We start from the raw sequence: 242 nt of genomic DNA, 5'->3' as shown, positions 1-242 counted from the left end.
CGCCCGCCGCGACCTGGCCGTGGGCACCTGAGATGGCCCAGCCCCGCCAGAACAAACCGTCCCCCGCGCTGTCCGCCCTGGCCCCGGGCGTACCCACCCGCGTGCTCGCCGCCCGCGTGCTGGCCCAGGTGAGCGGCCGTGGGCGCGCGCTCAAGGCCGAACTGGCCACCGCGCTGCCGACGCTGGTCGACAGCCGCGACCGCGCCCGTCTCGAAGCGCTGTGCTTTGCCGTGCTGCGCCGG

Annotated in this window: 1 pseudogene; it reads left to right on the top strand. The window is 77.3% G+C overall.

Annotated elements, in window-relative coordinates:
* Window positions 1-32 precede the first annotated feature (32 nt).
* Window positions 33-242, top strand: a pseudogene (locus ACQG3P_RS22315) (16S rRNA (cytosine(967)-C(5))-methyltransferase RsmB); the annotation flags it as partial.

This window comes from Stenotrophomonas sp. SrG (assembly GCF_050031795.1).
GTDB lineage: Bacteria > Pseudomonadota > Gammaproteobacteria > Xanthomonadales > Xanthomonadaceae > Stenotrophomonas > Stenotrophomonas rhizophila_A.
This window is presented reverse-complemented; position numbering and strand designations above follow the sequence as displayed.